15 protein-coding genes are annotated in these 14558 nt (G+C 65.4%); 10 read left to right on the forward strand and 5 right to left on the reverse strand.

The window, feature by feature from the left end:
• The first annotated feature begins 12 nt into the window (after nt 1–12).
• The 8 genes from VGV07_RS08675 to VGV07_RS08710 all read left to right on the forward strand — a co-directional run bounded on the left by VGV07_RS08675 (nt 13) and on the right by VGV07_RS08710 (nt 6656).
• Complete coding sequence (locus VGV07_RS08675) at nt 13–960, forward strand: co-chaperone YbbN (protein WP_326868298.1); 948 nt, start codon at nt 13–15, stop codon at nt 958–960.
• Between the two features lie 138 nt (nt 961–1098).
• Nucleotides 1099–1764 (forward strand): LON peptidase substrate-binding domain-containing protein, encoded by a 666-nt coding sequence (locus tag VGV07_RS08680; RefSeq protein WP_326868299.1) that lies wholly within the window; start codon nt 1099–1101, stop codon nt 1762–1764.
• A 41-nt stretch (nt 1765–1805) separates the two neighbouring features.
• Nucleotides 1806–2009, forward strand: coding sequence for a Trm112 family protein (locus VGV07_RS08685; protein WP_055875178.1), 204 nt, complete (start codon nt 1806–1808; stop codon nt 2007–2009).
• 313 nt (nt 2010–2322) lie between these two features.
• Nucleotides 2323–2928, forward strand: a complete 606-nt coding sequence (leuD, locus tag VGV07_RS08690) for a 3-isopropylmalate dehydratase small subunit (RefSeq protein WP_326868300.1) — start codon at nt 2323–2325, stop codon at nt 2926–2928.
• Between the two features lie 10 nt (nt 2929–2938).
• Nucleotides 2939–3328, forward strand: a complete 390-nt coding sequence (locus tag VGV07_RS08695; RefSeq protein ID WP_326868301.1) for a RidA family protein — start codon at nt 2939–2941, stop codon at nt 3326–3328.
• Nucleotides 3329–3333: 5 nt separating this feature from the next.
• Entirely contained in the window at nt 3334–3756 is a 423-nt protein-coding gene (locus VGV07_RS08700; RefSeq protein ID WP_326868302.1) for a GNAT family N-acetyltransferase, read from the forward strand.
• A gap of 142 nt (nt 3757–3898) precedes the next feature.
• On the forward strand, nt 3899–4996 hold the full coding sequence (gene leuB / locus VGV07_RS08705) for a 3-isopropylmalate dehydrogenase (protein ID WP_326868303.1): 1098 nt from the start codon (nt 3899–3901) through the stop codon (nt 4994–4996).
• Between the two features lie 256 nt (nt 4997–5252).
• Nucleotides 5253–6656 (forward strand): pyridoxal phosphate-dependent decarboxylase family protein, encoded by a 1404-nt coding sequence (locus VGV07_RS08710; protein WP_326868304.1) that lies wholly within the window; start codon nt 5253–5255, stop codon nt 6654–6656.
• Here the strand turns inward: VGV07_RS08710 and VGV07_RS08715 are convergent.
• Nucleotides 6653–6901, reverse strand: coding sequence for a DUF1127 domain-containing protein (locus VGV07_RS08715; protein ID WP_326868305.1), 249 nt, complete (start codon nt 6899–6901; stop codon nt 6653–6655). The genes VGV07_RS08710 and VGV07_RS08715 overlap by 4 nt on opposite strands.
• Nucleotides 6902–7112: 211 nt before the next feature.
• Here VGV07_RS08715 and VGV07_RS08720 point away from each other — a divergent pair, with 211 nt between their 5' ends.
• Complete coding sequence (locus VGV07_RS08720; RefSeq protein ID WP_326868306.1) at nt 7113–7760, forward strand: TetR/AcrR family transcriptional regulator; 648 nt, start codon at nt 7113–7115, stop codon at nt 7758–7760.
• A gap of 195 nt (nt 7761–7955) precedes the next feature.
• Here the strand turns inward: VGV07_RS08720 and VGV07_RS08725 are convergent, their stop codons facing one another.
• On the reverse strand, nt 7956–8951 hold the full coding sequence (locus VGV07_RS08725) for an LLM class flavin-dependent oxidoreductase (RefSeq protein ID WP_326868307.1): 996 nt from the start codon (nt 8949–8951) through the stop codon (nt 7956–7958).
• 173 nt (nt 8952–9124) lie between these two features.
• Between VGV07_RS08725 and VGV07_RS08730 the strand changes: the two genes are divergently transcribed.
• Nucleotides 9125–9682, forward strand: a complete 558-nt coding sequence (locus VGV07_RS08730; RefSeq protein ID WP_414649925.1) for a fasciclin domain-containing protein — start codon at nt 9125–9127, stop codon at nt 9680–9682.
• An 84-nt stretch (nt 9683–9766) separates the two neighbouring features.
• Here VGV07_RS08730 and VGV07_RS08735 read toward each other — a convergent pair whose 3' ends face one another.
• The 3 genes from VGV07_RS08735 to VGV07_RS08745 form a co-directional block, all read right to left on the reverse strand.
• Complete coding sequence (locus tag VGV07_RS08735) at nt 9767–11578, reverse strand: ABC transporter ATP-binding protein (protein WP_326868308.1); 1812 nt, start codon at nt 11576–11578, stop codon at nt 9767–9769.
• Nucleotides 11579–12250: 672 nt separating this feature from the next.
• The gene (locus VGV07_RS08740; protein WP_326868309.1) at nt 12251–13450 is read right to left on the reverse strand and encodes an ammonium transporter; all 1200 of its coding nucleotides are present in this window, start codon (nt 13448–13450) and stop codon (nt 12251–12253) included.
• Nucleotides 13451–13930: 480 nt separating this feature from the next.
• A partial coding sequence (locus tag VGV07_RS08745) for an ammonium transporter (protein WP_414649926.1) occupies nt 13931–14558 on the reverse strand: 628 nt, incomplete at its 5' end.

Below are 14558 nucleotides of genomic sequence, written 5' to 3' on the forward strand. Positions count from 1 at the left end.
GAAAAGCACAGCATGTCCCTCAACGACCTCAACCCGGCCTCTCAAAATTCTTCGCCGCCCGCCGGCGCGCTGATCAAGGATTCGACCGATCGTGCTTTCAAGGCCGACGTGATCGACGCCTCGCTCGAGGCCCCGGTGCTGGTGGATTTCTGGGCGCCGTGGTGCGGCCCGTGCCGGCAACTGACGCCCAACCTCGAGAAGGTGATCAACGAGAAGGCCGGCAAGATCCGGCTGGTGAAGATCAATATCGACGAGAACCCGGGCGTCGCGGGCCAACTGGGCATTCAGTCGATTCCGGCGGTGTTCGCCTTTGCCGGCGGCCGGCCGGTCGACGCCTTTCTCGGGGCGATCCCCGAAAGCGAGGTGCGGCGCTTTGCCGACAAGGTGATCTCGGCCGCTCCGGCGGGCCAGCCGCAGGCCGGCTCCATCGAGGAGGAAATCGCCAATGCGCTGACCGCCGCCGGCGAAGCGCTGAAGGTGGGCGACCTCAACCAGGCGGCGCAGATCTATGGCATGGTGCTGCAGCACCAGCCGGAGAATGCCGCAGCGATCGTCGGCATGGCCAAGGTGTTCCTTGCTGCCGGCGAGCCGGACCAGGCCCAGGCAGTGCTCGACACCATGCCGGAAGAGGGGCGCAAGGGCGACGACTATACCTCGACGCTGGCGGCGCTGAAGCTGCTCGGCGAGGCTGCCGAGCTCAGCGAAACCGACGAGCTGGCGGCGCAACTCGAGAAAAATCCCGACGATCACCAGGCGCGGTTCGACCTCGCGGTAAAGTACAATGCCGAGGGCAAGCGCCTCGAAGCTGCCGAAGCGCTGGTGGCGCTGATGCGTCGCGACCGCACCTGGAACGAGGACGGGGCGCGCAAGAAGCTGCTCGAACTGTTCGAAGCCTGGGGCCCCAAGGACCCCGCCACGTTGAAGGGCCGCCGGCTGCTGTCGGCGCTGCTGTTCAGCTGAGCCATTGGTTGTGCTGGAGCCATGATGGCTCCAGTTTCGTAACTCGCGAGGAGCCGGACCGGCTCCAGGTTTTTGATTGTCGCGCGGTCGAAGCGGAGAAGTCTTAAACTTCTCCTGACCACGCTCCCGGAGGCGCCCGTGTTGAAGCGACCGAATTCTCCCGCCGACCTGCCCGCCAGCGTGCCGCTGTTCCCGCTGACCGGCGCCTTGCTGCTGCCCTATGCCCGGCGGCCGCTCAATATCTTCGAGCCGCGCTATGTCGAAATGATCGACCATGCGCTCAGGGGTGACCGGCTGATCGGCTTGATCCAGCCGCGTGACACCTCCGAGGAAAGCCCGAAGGGCCGGGCGCCGCTGCAGCGCATCGGCACGGTGGGCCGGATCAGCCATTTCGAAGAGGTGGAGGAGGCCCGCTACTTCGTCATCCTCGAGGGGCTGTGCCGGTTCGAGCTCATCAAGGAAATGCCGACCATGACGCCGTTCCGGCGCGGCATGATCGCGACGGATGCCTTTGCTTCGGATTTCGACCGCGAGTTCGGCGAGGAGGCCGTGGACCGACCGCGCTTCCTCAAGATGATGCGCGACTATGCCGAGTTCGGCAATTTCGACCTCAACTGGGACGAGATCGAAAAGACCGGCACCGCCGACCTGGTCAATTTCTGCGCCATGGTCTCGCCCTATGGGGCGGCCGAGAAGCAGGCATTGCTCGAGGCCGATACGCTCGAAACCCGGGCCGAGACGCTGATCGCCATGGCCGAGTTCGAGATGGCCAAGGGCGACGACCGGGCGTCGCCGCTCAATTGAGCGCGGCAACCCCGGCAGAGGCAGCGGCCAATCTCCGCCACGTGGTGGATGTGAAGACGCTCGAGATGCTGGTCTGTCCCCTGACCAAGACCCGCCTGACGCTTTCCGCCGACGGCACCGAGCTGATTTCGGTCGCGGCGCATCTGGCATTCCCGATCCGCGAAGGCGTGCCGATGCTCAGCCTCGATGAGGCGCGGGAGATCGAGCAGGGCGATATGGGCCGCAACCTGCCGCGACTGGGCTAGGCGCGGTCAGCGGCAAGCTGCACGACTTGCGGTGTCATCCCCGCAAGAGCTGGACGCATTCCACCACGGGGCGAGCACCACCCGCCGGGTCATTCCCGCGAAAGCAGGGAACCTCTGTTTCGGTGTCTGCCGCACGATCGCAAACGGAGTTCCCCGCTTTCGCGGGGATGACACCGAGTTTAGGTCGCTACCTGGTGCCAAGCTCGCCAACAGCTTCTCAGAGTCAACCAGGCCGTGAAATGCTCTGCTCGCGAACGACTTGATTCCCTCCGGCCATTGCTTCATTACAGCCGGCACCGAAAGGGGTATTGCCATGGAAAAGTTCACGAGCCTGACGGGCGTCGCCGCGCCGCTGCCGATCATCAACATCGACACGGACATGATCATTCCCAAGCAATACCTCAAGACCATCAAGCGCACCGGGCTGGGCACGGCCCTGTTTTCCGAGATGCGCTATAATGAAGATGGCACCGAGAATGAGAGCTTCGTGCTCAACAAGCCAGCCTATCGGCAGGCCAAGATCATCATCGCCGGCGACAATTTCGGCTGCGGCTCGTCGCGCGAGCACGCGCCGTGGGCGTTGCTCGACTTCGGCGTGCGCTGCGTGATTTCCACCAGCTTCGCCGACATCTTCTACAATAACTGCTTCAAGAACGGCATCCTGCCGATCGTGGTAACGCCCGAGCAGCTGGCGCTGCTGATGGACGACGCGGAGCGCGGCTCGAACGCCACGATCAGCGTCGATCTCGAGAGCCAGACGATCAGGGGCCCGGATGGCGGTTCGATCCATTTCGATATCGATCCGTCGCGCAAGCAGACGCTGCTCGAGGGGCTCGACGATATCGCGACGACGCTGAAGGCCGACCCGGCGATCTCAGGGTTCGAGAAAAAGATGGGCCAGGACCGGCCCTGGCTCTGAGGCGCCGGGAATGGTCCTCCACATCTCCTCGGGTTCGCCGTTCGAGAAAAAGATCGGCTACTCGCGTGCCGTGATCGACGGCAACATGGCCTATGTCTCGGGCACCACCGGCTATGACTACAAGACCATGGTGATGCCCGAGGATGCCGGCCAGCAGGCGCGCAACGCCTTCGCCACCATCCAGCAGGCGCTCGAAGAAGCCGGCGGCACCATCAAGGATACGGTGCGGGTCCGCTATTACATCACCGACATGGCGCATTACGATGCGCTGGTGGCGGTGGCCGGCGAGGTGTTCGCCGACATCCGACCCGCCGCCACCATGGTGGTGTGCGGGCTGACCCGCCCCGAGATGAAGCTCGAGATCGAAGTGACCGCCCGCTTCGGCGCACACGGACGCTGACGCAGGTGCAGATCAGGCTCAAGCTCAACCCCTTGGGTCGTGACGTGGCGGTGGTGCGCAATGGGTTGCGCGCCTACAACAAACAACAGACGGGCGGCATCACCCCGCAGAATGTCGCGCTGCTGCTTTACGATGCAAACGACAAGCCAGTTGGCGGGCTAACCGCGACCGCGGTGCTGGATTGGCTGTTCGTCGAGTGGTTGCACGTGCCGGCCGAGTTGCGCGGCAAGGGGCATGGGCGAGCATTGATGGCAGAGGCAGAGGCCTTCGCTCGTCAACGTGGCCTGCTCGGCGTCTGGCTCGATACCTTCAGCTTCCAGGCTCGGCCGTTCTACGAAAAGCTCGGCTTTTCAGTGTTCGGCACGCTGCACGATCATCCGGTCGGCGGCGCCCGCTATTTCATGCAGAAGCGGTTCGACGCCGCCTGACGGCGCCGGGCACGCAACTGATCGTCACCAGCGGGCCGAGGGGGCGAATGCCTGGGCGCTTTAGGCGTTCGTCGGCCTTGCAGGGGCGGGGCAAGTAGCGATAAGTCCCGCGCCAGCATCATCCTATAATTGAGGATCACCCATGGCTCAGAAACTCTTCCTTCTCCCCGGCGACGGCATCGGCACCGAGATCATGAAGGAGGTCGAGAAGGTGATCGCCTGGCTCAACAGCCAGGGTGAGACGGACTTCACCTTCGATACGGGCCTGGTCGGCGGTTGCGCCTATGACGCGCATGGCGAGGCGATTTCGGAAGAGGACATGCAGAAGGCGCTTGCCGCCGATGCCGTGATCTTCGGCGCGGTCGGCGGGCCGAAATGGGACAAGGTGCCCTATGAGAAGCGCCCGGAGGCGGGCCTGCTCCGCCTGCGCAAGGACCTCAAACTGTTCGCCAACCTCCGTCCGGCGATCTGCTACCCGGCGCTGGCCGATGCCTCGTCGCTGAAGCGCGAGCTGGTCGAGGGCCTCGACATCCTGATCGTCCGCGAGTTGACCGGCGGCGTCTATTTCGGTGAGCCCAAGACCATTACCGATCTCGGCAACGGCCAGAAGCGCGCCATCGATACCCAGGTCTACGAGACCTATGAAATCGACCGGATCGTGCGCGTCGCCATGGATCTCGCCCGAACCCGCAAGAACAAGGTGCACTCGGCCGACAAGAAGAACGTCATGAAGTCGGGCGTCCTGTGGGACGAGGTCGCGCAGGCAGTGGCCAAGGATTATCCGGATGTCGAGTTCCACCACATCCTTGCCGACAACGCGGCGATGCAGCTGGTGCGCAACCCTAAGCAGTTCGATGTGATGGTGACGGACAACCTGTTCGGCGACATCCTGTCGGACGCGGCGGCGATGCTCACCGGCTCGCTCGGCATGCTGCCCTCGGCCTCGCTCGGCGCCCCCGATGCGGTGACCGGCAAGCGCAAGGCGCTGTACGAGCCGGTGCATGGTTCGGCGCCGGACATCGCCGGCAAGGGCGTCGCCAACCCGATCGCCATGCTGGCCAGCTTCGCCATGGCGCTGCGCTATTCGTTCAACCTCGTGGCGCTGGCCGACCGGCTCGAAGCGGCGATCTCGAGCGTGCTGGCGGATGGGCTGCGCACCGGCGATATCGCGCAGGACAATCGCAAGACCGTCGGCACCGAAGAAATGGGCGCCGCGATCCTCAAGAAGCTGGCGGCGTAAGGTCCACCCGTCCCTTCTCCCCTAAGGGGTCGCAGGACGAGGGCGCAGCCCTCGCCTGGTGGCCGGAGGCCGGTTGAGGGGTGAAGCGGCCGCAACGAGCGCTCGCTGAGACGCTGAACCCCTCACCCAAGTTTCGCTACGGACCTTCGGTCCTGGCTGCACCTCCCCTCTCCCGTTAGGGGAGAGGGGAGAGCCTTCGTTCATCTTCGCTTCAGGTGCGCTATGGTTTTTCCGGCTCAATCGGGGATGTCGTATTATGACTTACGATCTGCGCAAGCTGCTTAACCGCGCCGTCGACCATGCCGTCGACTATCGCGCCTCGCTCAACGAACATGCCGGCCGCCCGGACCATAGCTATGCCGAAATGCGCGACCGGCTGCTCGAGCCGCTGCCCGAAACGGGCATGGCGCCTCCTGATGTGCTCGAGGAACTGGTCCGGCGCAGTGCCGGTGGGTTGATGCCGATCACCGGCCCGCGCTTCTTCGGCTGGGTGATGGGCGCCTCGCATCCGGCGGGCGTCGCGGCCGACTGGCTGGTCAGCGCGTGGGGCCAGAATGCCGGCTATCACACCCCGACCCCGGCAGCCGCGGCGATCGAGGAAGTGGCCGAACACTGGCTGCTCGATATTCTCGATCTGCCGCGGGAGAGTTCGATCGGTTTCACCACCGGCGCCACCGTCGCCGGCGCCGTGGGGCTTGCCGCGGCGCGTACCCGGGTGCTGCTCGATGCCGGCTGGGATCCCGATGCCGATGGGCTGTTCGGCGCGCCGCCGGTGCATGTGCTGATCGGCGACGATGCGCATTCCTCGATGTTCTCGGCGCTGCAATTGATCGGCTTCGGCTATCGCCGGCTGATCCGCGTCGCCACGGACGGGCAGGGCCGGATGAGCGTTGCCGCGCTCGATGCGGCGCTCAGGGGGCTGAGCGGCCCCAAGATCGTCATCGCGCAGGCCGGGCAGATCAATACCGGGTCCTATGACCGGTTCGATGACATCATCCCGATCGCCCATGCCGCCGGCGCCTGGGTGCATGTCGATGGCGCGTTCGGGCTCTGGGCTCGCGCCACCCCATCGCTCAAGCACCTGACCGCGGGGATCGAAGCGGCGGATTCCTGGGTTACCGACGGGCATAAATGGTTGCAGGTGCCGTACGATTCCGGTTTCGCCATCGTCCGCGACCGCGAGGCGCATCAGCGCGCCATGACGCAATGGGCGAGCTACCTGCCGACCATCAGCCCCACCGACCGGGTGCCCTCGGCTTTCGTGCCGGAGCTGTCGCGGCGGGCCCGCGGCACCCCGGTGTGGGCAATGTTGAAGACGCTGGGGCGGCAGGGCGTGGCGGAGCTGGTCGAGCGGCACGTAGCGCTCACCAGGCGGATGGCCGAGCGGCTGAGCGCCGAGCCGGGTATCAACCTCAGGAACGAGGTGACCATCAACCAGCTGATCATCGATTTCGGCGCCGGCGACGCGGCGACGCGCAAGGCGCTGACCGAGGCGGTGATATCAGGCGTGCAGGCCGGTGGCGTTTGCTTTGCCGGCGGCGCCGCCTGGCATGGCGATTGGGTGATGCGGATCTCCGTCACCTCGGGCGCCACCAGCGAGGCGGACATCGACCTCTCGGCCGATGCCATCATCGCCACGTGGCGCGCAGTCAGGGGCTAGTGATGGTCGGGCTTCCGCATCGGGTGGAACAGCACGGAACTGCGCTTGCCGTCGAGCGCGTCGAAGATATCGCCGGGCTCGATCCCCATGTCGCGCAGCAGATGCGGCTCTATGCGGCTGAGAAAGATCAGCGTGGTGCGCTCCCTGTGCCGCTCCACCCAGCGGCGCAGCAGGCGCCGGATGAAACCGGCATCGGTTTTTTGGCGGATGGCCAGCGGGCTCTCGTCCAGGTCGATAGTCGTCATCGTCATTTTCCTCAGCGCGCCCCGCTTTCCACAAAACATATGATGACTTCGGGCGAGAGGATAGCGAGCGCGTGGTGCGGTTTGGGCTCGAGCGGAATTAGCAAGCCACAACAACTTCGTAGTCCGGCGCAGGGCCGGCGGGGTGAGGTGCCAGGATGGGTCGATCGGCCCGATAACCGCACCGGTGGTACGGTTTTCTGGAGGAACCAGCATGCGTAAAGGCAATGAGACGCGCGAGCGCATCCTCGACATCGCCGAAGCGGGGGTGCTCGCCAAGGGCTTTGGCGCCACGTCGATCGACGAGATCATCGCCGAGGCGGGGATCACCAAATCCGGGTTCTTCTACCACTTCCGCGACAAGAACGAGTTGGCGCGGGGGCTGTTGTCGCGCTACCGCGGCCGGCTCGAGCAACTGGTGGACGAGGTCTTTGGTCGCGCGGCTCAGCTCAGCGACGATCCCCTGCAAAAGCTGTTGATCGGGCTGACCCTGTTCGCCGAGCACATGGCTGGGCTGCCCGGCGGGCACCCAGGATGTCTCGTCGCGACGATGAGCTACCAGGACCAGCTGTTCAATCGCGAGATCCGCGGCCTCGTCAACGCGATCGTCGAGGAGTGGAACGCCTTCTTCCGGCGGATGGTCGAGGCGATCGTGGCGGCCTATCCGTTGCGCGACCCGATCGATCCCGGCCGCATCGCACGCAACATCACCTGCGCCATCGATGGCGGCATCATCATGAGCAAGTCGCTCGGCGACCCCTCAGTGCTGCCCGAGCAGATGCTGATGGCGCGTAACTACGTGAAGATGCTGTTCCAGCCAGCGGCTGTCCATGCCATGCCGCGCGAGGCACTGGCAGCTTGAGTTGCTCCTAGGAGGCCTGTTGCAAGCATGGTGGCCGTATCGCACCCCCTCCGAGCTACGCTAGGTCGCTCTCGCTCCCAAGCTTCGCTTGCCTCCCCCGTCGAGGGGGAGGTGAGCATCGAGCTTGGGGCGTGTTCTGACCACGATAACCGGCGGACACCCTCCCCCTGACGGGGAGCGATGGGGTGGGGAGGACTAGAGCCCGAAAGCCTCCGCCAGCAGCCGGAACGAACGCAGCCTGAGCTCGTAGTCGTACATCGTGGTGGTGACCATCACCTCGTCTGCGCCGGACTCTTCGACCTTCTTCTCAATCGCCGCCTTCACCGTCGAGGGCGAACCGACGATCCAGAGCGGACGCTGGCCCTCGATGATGCGGGTTTCGTGCGGAGTGTACTGGTGCGCCGCGGCTTGGTCGGGAGAGACCAGCTTTCGCACCTGGCCGGAATGGAACAGCGCCCACATCAGCTCCTGCGAGCGGGCGAGGAACCGCGCTTCCTCGTCGGTCGGCGCGACCAGCGCCGAGACCGCGATGATGGCGTGCGGCTTGGGAAAGGCATCGGTCGGGGTGAACGCGGCCCGATAGGCGGCGAAGGCCGGGCCGGCCGGGGTGGCGCTGAAATGGGCGGCGAAGGAATAGCCGACGCCGAGCTGTCCGGCTGCCTGGGCGCTCGCCCCGCTCGAGCCGAGCAGGTAGACCGGCGGCAGTTCCACCCGCTCGGGCACGACCATCACCTGATGGAACGGGTGGTCGGGGGCGAAGTTGGCTTCCTCGAAGGCCAGCATTTCGGCCAGTTCCTGGGCGAAATACTCGCCGCCGACGGAGCGCAGCGCCTGAAGTGTGCGGCCATCGCTGCCGCCGGCGCGGCCGATGCCGAGATCGATGCGGCCGGGGTTGAGGCCATTGAGGGTGCGATAGGTTTCGACCACGCGCAGCGGCACGTGGTTGGGCAGCATGACGCCGCCCGAGCCGACGCGGATGCGCGAGGTATTGGCCGCAGCGGTGGCTATCAGCACTTCCGGCGAGGACGAGGCGATCGACGGCATGCCGTGATGCTCGGCATACCAGAGCCGGGTGAAGCCCAGCTCGTCGCCGAGCTTGGCGAGGGCGATGATGTTACGCAGCGCATCCGGGGTCGAGGTGCCTTCGGAGACGGGAGCGAGATCGAGAATGGAGAGGGGGAGTATGGTCATCGGGCTCAGGTCGGGAGGATGGGGCGCGGTTTCAACCGCTGCGCCGAAATATCCATCGGTATCTTACGATGAAGCCATCCGACCACAAAAAACGCGCGCCACCAAAACTTATTCTTCACATCGCCCGTAACTCCGTACCGCGGGTGGCAGAGGGCCGCCCTTGGGAGATGATCATGCACAAGACCTTCCGGACGCTGCTCGCGGTGTCCATCCTGGCGCTCGGCGCCACCACGTTGCCGACGCTCGCCGCCCCCAAGATGGTTGGGGGCGCCGCGATGTACGACACCAGGAACATCATCGAGAACGCGGTCAATTCGAGGGACCATACGACGCTGGTCGCGGCGGTGAAGGCAGCCGGCCTGGTCGAGGCGCTGTCCGGCGCAGGCCCGTTCACCGTGTTCGCTCCGGTCAACGCCGCTTTCGCGGCGCTGCCGGCCGGCACTGTCGATACGCTGCTGAAGCCCGAGAACAAGAAGACCCTGGTCAAGATCCTGACCGCGCACGTCGCGGCCGGGTCGTGGTCCTATGAGGATCTTCTCGCCAAGGCCACCGAGGCCGGCGGCAGCTGGGCGTTCAAGACACTGAGCGGCGATACCCTGACGGCTGTCGCCAAAGGCGGCCGCGTCTACATCGTCGACGAGAGTGGTGGCATCGCCCGCGTCACCATCACCGACGTGAACCAGTCGAACGGCGTTATTCACGTCGTCAACAAGGTCCTGCTGCCGAAGTAACGGCACGCCGGTCCCCGGACGCAGAGCAGTGGCCCGGCCCGATGCAACGGGCCGGGTCATGTTTCGAGGGTGGACTGTTACCGGCTATTCCGCCGCTTCGAGCCCCTTGATCAGTTCGAGCGCCTGGCGCTCGAACAGCCGGCGGTAGATGCCGCCGTCGCGTTTCACCAACTGCTCGTGCGTGCCTTCTTCGACCACCTTGCCGCCGTCGAACACCAGCAGGCGATCGAGCGCCCGTACGGTCGAGAGCCGGTGGGCGATGACGATGGTGGTGCGGCCGACCATCAGCCGCTCCATCGCCTGCTGGATCAACAGCTCGCTCTCGCTGTCGAGGCTGGAGGTCGCCTCGTCGAGGATCAGCACGCGGGCATCCGACAGGAAGGCACGGGCAATGGCGACACGCTGGCGCTCGCCGCCACTGAGTTTGATGCCGCGCTCGCCCACCAGCGTCTCATAACCCTTGGGCAGTCTGGCGATGAAATCATGGGCGTTGGCGAGTTTGGCCGCCTCCTCGATCTGGGCCCGGGTGGCGCCGGGGCGTCCATAGGCGATGTTCTCGGCCAGCGAGCGGTGGAACAGCACCGGCTCCTGCTGCACGATGGCGATCTGCTGGCGCAGCGAGGCCTGCTGCACGTCGCGGATGTCGATGCCGTCGATGACGATGCGGCCGCCCGAGACGTCGTGCAGGCGCTGGATCAGCTTGACGAAGGTGGTCTTGCCCGAGCCGGAATGGCCGACGAGGCCGACCTTCTCGCCCGGCGCGATATGCACGTCGAGTTGTCTGTAGAGCGGCTTCAGGTGCACGCCGTAGTGGAAGTCGACATGCTCGAAGTCGATGGCGCCGGCCTTCACCGCCATCGGCCTCGCGCCGGGCTTGTCCTCGATGCCGAGCTTCTGGTCATCGAGCGCCACCAGCTCTTCCATGTCGTTGACGGCACGCTGCAGGTTGCGGACGTGCTGGCCGATATCGCGCAGGTACCCCTGCAGGACCAGGAAGGTGGTGATGACGAAGGTGACGTCGCCGGCCGTGGCCGCGCCGCTCTGCCAGAGCAGCAGGCCCGAGCCGATGATGGCGCAACGCAGTACCCAGAGCATGGTGTTCTGGATGGTGCCGTTGAGCGTGCCGCGGTTCCAGGTGCGCGAGGTGCGCCGGCGCCATTTGTCGACCACGTGGCCGAGACGCGCTTCCTCGCGATCCTCGGCGCCAAAGCCCTTGACCACGATGTTGCAGCTCACCGCATCGGCGAGCGCGCCGCCCATGCGGGTATCCCAGGCGTTGGCAAGGCTTGCCGCCGGCGCCACCCAGAGGGTCGAAAGGCTGACGGTGACGGTGATGTAGATCAGCGAGCCGACACCGATGACGAGGCCCATCACCGGCCAGAACAGGCTCAGCATGATGGTGGTGCCGACCAGCATGACCAGCGACGGCAGCAGCGCCATCATGATCACGTCGTTGAGGCTGTCGAGTGCCCACATGCCGCGGGTGATCTTGCGCACCGTCGAGCCGGCAAAGGAGTTGGCGTGCCAATCGGACGAGAAGCGCTGTACCCGGTGGAAGGCGTTCTGGGCGATGTCGCTCATCATGCGCAAGGTGAGCGCGATGATGGTCTGGAAGGCGAGCTGACGGACCAGCACCGAGGCGGCGCCGAGCGCCACGATGATGAGGAAGGCGGTCATTGCGCCATTCCAGGCGATCTCGTTGGTGGCGGCGCCGCTCGCCACCGCCTCGACCAGCCGGCCGGCGAAGAACGGGGTCAGGATGTCGGCAACGGTCTCGAGGAAGAAGAGACCCATGATCAGGGCAACGCGCTTCGGCTGCCGGCGCCAGTGGGCGGCAGCGAAGCCGAGCACTTTGCCATAGGCCTGGCCACGCGGATTTTTCTTGGAAGAAGCCATGTCGTTCGTCCGGACGCCGCAGAGGGCAGCCATCCGGTCCCGGAAAAGAGCAAAACTGGAAAAGAGCCGGAACGTCCGGCGGCTAGCAGGCGGTGGGTCCTCCAGGGAGGACCGCGGGCGACCTAACGGTGAAGACCGGAGGTGAGCCCTGCGAGGCGAGGTCGGAATGCTGTCATATCGCGCCTCCCTTTGGCTGGCCGAAGGAGGTCACTCATAGAGAGGTTTTTCGATCGCGGCAAGCGGGACGGGATTCGGGGGCAGTGTGGGATTTGAAGGGTGGGCTCCAAACCCTCACCTCCCATCGGCGACCTTGCCATCCGGTAGCTCCCATAACTCGGTGTCATCCCAGCGAAAGCTGGGACCCAACTCACAGCCCGCGCAGGGGGATGGCTGGGTCCCAGCTTTCGCTGGGATGACAGCCGGTGGGTGGGGCACGACCGTAACTTAGCCTATCGGCTTTCGCCGGGATGACGGCCGGATGGGTGCGATGAACTGAGCCTCGCAGCAAGCCCGAGTAACGCTAAATCGTCAGCGCTACCGCGACCGGTACGAAGATGATCGCAAGGACCAAAGCAATTGCCGGAAAATCGATGAACTTGACCTTGTCCTTGATAGACATGGGAATTCTCCTTCCAGCGGGATAACGCCCGATGGAAGGAGCTGTTCCAGGCCTCAGAACTCGGGTTCGGCACCGATCGAGTGGATCGCGAGGTCAGCGCCGCGGCGCTGTTGCTCGTCGCTGAGACGCACTGGCGCGAAGCGGTTGGACAGCCAGTACAGCACATAGCCGGCGGCGAAAGCGTAAGCCGAGACGGCGAGCGAGCCGACCAGCTGGGTGACGAACGACACCCCGCCCATCCCGCCCAGTGCCTCGAGCCCGAAGATGCCGGCGGCAATGCCGCCCCAGAGGCCACAGAGCCCATGCAGCGGCCAGACGCCGAGGACGTCGTCGATCTTCAGCTTCTCCTGGGTGAGGATGAAGCCTTTGACGAAGATAACGCCGGCGACCGCGCCGACGGCCAGCGCCGCCAGCGGGTGGTAGAGGTCGGAGCCGGCGCAGACGGCGACGAGTCCGGCCAGCGCACCGTTATGGGTAAAGCCCGGGTCGTTCTTGCCCACCACCACGGCGGCGATGATGCCACCGACCATGGCCAGCAGCGAGTTGATGGCGACGAGCCCCGAGACCCCGGCGACCGACTGCGCCGACATGACGTTGAAGCCGAACCAGCCAATGCAGAGCAGCCAGGTGCCGAGCGCCAGCCAGGGGATCGAAGACGGAGCAAACGGCCGGCCACTCGGGCCGTAACGGCCGACCCGGGCACCCATGCGCAGCACCGCCGCGAGCGCCAGCCAGCCGCCCAGCGCATGCACCTGGATGGAGCCGGCGAAATCGTGGAAGCGGGCACCGAATGTCGCCTCGAGCCAGGCCTGGATGCCGTAATTGGCGTTCCAGACGATGCCCTCGGAGAACGGGTAGATCAGCCCGACAATGACGGCGGCGGCGATTACCTGCGGCCAGAACTTCGCCCGCTCGGCAATGCCGCCCGAAATGATGGCGGGCACCGCCGCAGCGAAGGTGGCAAGAAAGAAGAACTTCACCAGGCTGAAGCCCTGCGGGGCGAAGCCGGCGCCGCCGCCCGAGAGCGTCGCTGCGTTGTGAAAGAAGGTCACGCCGTAGGCGATGGTGTAGCCGATGACGAAATAGGCCAGGGTCGAGAAGGCGAAATCGACCAGGATCTTGACCAGGGCGTTGACCTGGTTCTTGCCGCGCACTGTGCCCAGTTCGAGAAAGGCGAAGCCGCCATGCATGGCGAACACCAGGATAGCGCCGACCAGCACAAAGAATACGTCGAGCCCTGCGGACTCAGCCATTGAAGCCTCCCAAGCAAACCCGGCTCGCATCCGGGTGAATTCGGGGGCAGAGCAATCAAGCCGCGTGCCAGTTGGGCGAACGAAAAGAGTGGTGTCGATTCAGATGGTTAGGGCACAGAGCAACAACACACCGCCTCGCTCGCGGCAAGGTGCTTAAACTTTGGGCGGTCAACGGACCCTATCTGCCCAGCAACTAAGCAAAATGGAATCGCCTGGCGGGGCGGTGCCGATGCCGTTTCAGGACCCGGGTCCCGTTGACCGGGGTGTGCAGCCCACGCAGTTTGCGAGTGGGAAGCCTCTGTGGCGGGCCAAGAGGTACGTGAGCTGCACGCCGCGATCAGCGGACGGTCGGCAAACCGGGCTGCAGCCCGGTTGCTGAGGGGTCGGAGAGCCGAGTGATGGCCCGGCTCTCCGGGGTTCTGGCGCACAGCGGGGGAGGAGATCCGCTGTGCACCAGTCGTATCGGGTCGTCGCGCCCGCTTAGTTGTAGGCGCGCTCGCCGTGGCTCGACAGGTCCAGGCCATCGCTCTCGGCGGACTCGGTGACGCGGGCGCCGCCGAACACTGCCTTGACGATGAACATGGCGATCAGCGCCACCACGGCCGACCAGACGATGGCGATACCGACGCCGGTCAGCTGCTTGATGAACTGGCTCCACATCTCGTAGCCGGCCAGCGGGTAGCCGCCGAAGGTCGGGCTGGCGACGAAGGCGGTGCCCAGAGCGCCGACGATGCCGCCGACGCCGTGGATGCCGAACACGTCGAGCGAGTCGTCGTACTTGAACATCGGCTTCAGGGTCACGACGGCCCACAGGCAGACCACACCAGCGATGGCGCCGAGGATGATCGCCCCGATGGTGCCGGCAAAGCCGGCGGCCGGGGTGATGGCGACGAGGCCGGCAACGGCGCCCGAGGCGAAGCCGAGCAGCGAGGCATGACCGCGGGTGAACTTCTCAGCCAGGCCCCAGGCCAGGGCCGCGGCGGCCGGGGCAGTGATGGTGTTGAGGAAGGCCTGGGCGGTGAGGCCGTTGGCTTCGAGGTTCGAGCCGGCATTGAAGCCGAACCAGCCGAACCACAGCAGGCCCGCGCCGATGAAGACGAAGGTCAGG

This window comes from Devosia sp. (assembly GCF_035944845.1).
Lineage (GTDB): Bacteria > Pseudomonadota > Alphaproteobacteria > Rhizobiales > Devosiaceae > Devosia_A.